General features: G+C 39.1%; 3 protein-coding genes and 1 pseudogene. 3 read left to right on the forward strand and 1 reads right to left on the reverse strand.

All coding sequences use genetic code 11. The features are described from left to right. The 3 genes and pseudogenes from CLV98_RS23535 to CLV98_RS22915 all read left to right on the forward strand — a co-directional run. Positions 1 to 384: pseudogene (locus CLV98_RS23535) on the forward strand (hypothetical protein); the annotation flags it as partial. A 35-nt stretch (positions 385 to 419) separates the two neighbouring features. Continuing rightward, positions 420 to 1,040: a ParB/RepB/Spo0J family partition protein gene (locus CLV98_RS22910; RefSeq protein WP_109678438.1), complete on the forward strand. Its 621-nt coding sequence runs from the start codon at positions 420 to 422 to the stop codon at positions 1,038 to 1,040. 3 nt (positions 1,041 to 1,043) lie between these two features. Further along, positions 1,044 to 1,784, forward strand: coding sequence for a GREB1-related protein (locus CLV98_RS22915; protein WP_109678440.1), 741 nt, complete (start codon positions 1,044 to 1,046; stop codon positions 1,782 to 1,784). Between the two features lie 41 nt (positions 1,785 to 1,825). Here CLV98_RS22915 and CLV98_RS22920 read toward each other — a convergent pair whose 3' ends face one another. Next, positions 1,826 to 3,382 (reverse strand): SIR2 family protein, encoded by a 1,557-nt coding sequence (locus tag CLV98_RS22920; RefSeq protein ID WP_109678442.1) that lies wholly within the window; start codon positions 3,380 to 3,382, stop codon positions 1,826 to 1,828. Positions 3,383 to 3,626: the final 244 nt, after the last annotated feature.

A 3,626-nucleotide genomic window follows, 5' to 3' on the forward strand; every position in this document is an offset into this window, starting at 1 on the left:
AGGCTACGACGTGAGCAGGCCGAGCTCAGCAATCTTTTGCATAAGGTCCCAGCCGAGCAAGAATGCCCCGAACTAACGAGCCGTATATTGGACCTCCACCAGCAGATCGAGCAGATCTGGACTCAAAAGAAATTCCTAGAACGGAATGAACCCCTACCCGTAGTGGCTTCAGCTCCTAAGCTGCAGACCAATAACCTAGGCGCTCTTCAAAGTAAAGCGGAGCTAACGGTAAAGATCCAGAAGCTTCGTGAAAAGCGAAGCAAGCTGAAAATCAAATTGGATAACCCTAAGGCTGGCATTGCTTCCAAATCAAAATGGGAAATTGAACTGGCCCAGGTAGAAGCTGCCATTGAGGAATCTACGCAAGCCAGGGCTTTGCTCTAAAACTTGAATACTTACTTAATTTTATATTGTTCGCCATGATAAATGAATTGTTTAGTACCGAGCGTGTCCGGATCGCCGATCTGGTGCCTCATGTAAAAAATCCTCGTAAAATTAAAGCTGCTGAAAAGCAGAAACTCTGGGAGCGGATCCAGAAATACGGTATGATCGGAATCCCGGTTAGGGACGCGGATGGCACCTTGCTCTCTGGAAACCGCCGATGTGAAGTGATCGTACAAAATGGTCTGGGGGATATGCTCTGTGACGTCCGGACTGCCACCCGTAAACTCACGGATCAGGAGCTGAAGGAGGTGATGATCATCGAGAACAGCCATGCCGGTGAATGGGACCTGGAAATGCTAAAACAGGAATTTGACGAGTTGGTGGATCTGGATAGCTATGGCATCGGCATCGACGAGCTTAACGAGCAGATATCGGAAATGACCCAAGAGCTGGCCGAAGAGCCAGAGCTACCCATCGTTGCTAAGTTCTCAGAGAAATACGATTCCATAGTGATTGTCTGCAGCAACGAAATCGACTTCAATCACCTCTCAGAAAAGCTTGGACTAGATCGCGCCCAATGCTATAAATCCAGCAAGATTGGAATGCAACGGGTAGTGGATGGTAAGCAAGTAATATCCATTTTAAACCGGTCCTGATTTATGAAAGATATCAAAATCATAATCCCCTCTCATAAGAGGGCAAGTCGCGTGCGTACTACTAGTGCCGTATATGGCGCTACCTTATGCGTTGAAGAAAGCCAGGCTGATATTTACAGGAAATGTAATCCAGGGATCGAGATCATCACCCACCCCGATTCAGTGGTGGGTCTGTCAAGGAAAAGAGACTGGATCATCAAAAACGTGGGTAGCTGCTTTATGCTGGACGACGATATCGACCACCTTGGCAGGATCTACACAGAAAAGGGGGAAGAATCTCACGTAGATCCGGCCACTGCTTATGATATCATTCAAAGTACCGCCTACGCCGCCCAACAGGCTGGGGCGTTCCTTTTTGGCTATAGTTCATCCCCAACACCGATCAGTTATAATAGTCTCAATCCGATCCAAATGAGTGGATACGTGACCGGTTGCGCCCATGGGGTGCTGGAAGGCTCCAAACTGTGGTATAACCCCGATATCATCTGTAACGAGGATTATTGGATCAGCCTGCTCAATGCGCATCACCACCGCTATATCTGGAAGGATACCCGCTATTACTGGGCCCAGAAAGACACCTTTGTAAATCGTGGGGGGCTGGCTGAATTCCGAAACATTGAGGCGGAAGAAAAGGACTTCAAGTTGCTTCAAAAAGTCTTTGGCCAGGTGGTGGAGTTGCGGAAGTCTGGCGGAACAAGTAACTTAAAGCATCCGTTTCAAAAATCACTTAAACTACCATTTTAAAATTAAGTACAATGTCTACCAATTAAGAGTAGACATTGTGGTTATAATTTTTTAAATTTCAAATAATCATATAAACATATTAATTTCTTCATATATGGATTCTTCTTTGAATTAGAATCATAATTGTCGGAAATGAATTTTAGTAAGACATTTAAATCTATTTTTTCTTCGTCCAAAAGCGGTATGTGAATCATTGCCTGAACGTTGTTCTCATTGAGGATCAATTCTTCCAGCGTATGATACTTAGTATTGAAGTCATAAGCGTGGCGATCATAGGATGATCCAGGATAAAAACTTTCTTGATTAATTGAATTTATTTTTTTTATAAACTTATCTGTAAATGGAATGACATCATGAACAAGATTGCCATCATGATCTAATAGGTCTGCATCTCTCAGATACTTAAAGCAAGGAAAAAAGACTCCATTTATTTCTGGTAATAAATCACGGCATATAACTAACGAATCGAAATTTGTGTTCGGTACTATAATATCGTCTAATAAATCTTGCTGTTTTAGTCCTTTAACACCGACTTTACCGAGCTTTTCTCTTGTTCCAATCCCAAAAAAGAATTCTACTTTTTTTAAATCTAGTTTTTCTAAGTCAAAGGTGTCATCAATATAAATTTTTGATGTTGAATCTGTGTTTTTGACAAAATCGTACACCATTTCTTTCATGTGTTTTAAAATCTTAATAGGTAGCCTTCTAGCATTTTCAACTAACACTTCATATATTTCAACTAGCGACTTGTACTTTATAATTGTAATCGGGATATTAACATCACCTATCATCATACTAGTATTGGACATTGAACAATGAGTAACAGAAGGGTCATAATCACAAAATATTAGGCGATCTCTTAACTTATAAATATTTTCCTTTGTTAAGCAAAACATTATCAATTTTAAGATTTCAATGATATTTGAATCACTTAAACTATAACCTAAAAATAGAATTGGATGCTCCATAAAAATTGTGAGGAGTTTCGCAGCTAAATATGGGTTTCTTTGGTTGTACTGATGGTAGTCTTCTTCTGTTACAATGAGAGTGTTAGGCTGCTTGATGCAGCCATGAATTTTATATATCTCACCAATCGAAATAGTATTATTAAAAATTAAATTATCCTGACCAATAAAGACAGAAAACTGGTTGAATGTATTTTGTAAAAATGTATCCCAATTAGTGGTAATAATTCCATCAATATTGACCTTTTGAAGCAATTCGAACTCTTCTTTATAACTATCAATACATTCAACACCTTTACGTTCAATATACTTAGAAATTTCATATTTCAACGGACTATATTTAGTGATAGTATTGTGTGAAAATACATTTCTACTTTCCTTGAAATCATCGCTATCCCACCACATTTGATGAAACTCCTCACCTAATAAAGATGCAACTTTAGGCAGGTCACTATTTGCTTTCGATAGATAAAAGTTAAAATCTCTTGGCATTTTCATTTCAGCTGTCATACTCTCTAAAAGGTCATCCCATTTCTGTATGTCAATATATCTTTTTGAAAGTCCAGAACCCACAAACAAATATGGAGCAGTAGAAAATGACTTTAAGCGACCAAGGAACTCTTCTTTAAACATAAATTAAAATTTAGGAGGTTTGTAAACAAATCCTCTAAAAGTATTAATATAATTTGAAAAATTATTTCATAACGCATTGTAATTCCGTTTTGCTGGGAGAAATTTACAGTAGGTCATTAATAATGAGATACTTAAACAACTCTAAGCAAAATGGAATTATCAGAAATTCAAGTAAAGTATGTGCCGCCGGCCAAGGCAAACCGCACAAAAATCTCCTGCAGTAAGGATGCCTACCAATATCTAC

Source organism: Dyadobacter jejuensis, from assembly GCF_003149085.1.
GTDB lineage: Bacteria > Bacteroidota > Bacteroidia > Cytophagales > Spirosomataceae > Dyadobacter > Dyadobacter jejuensis.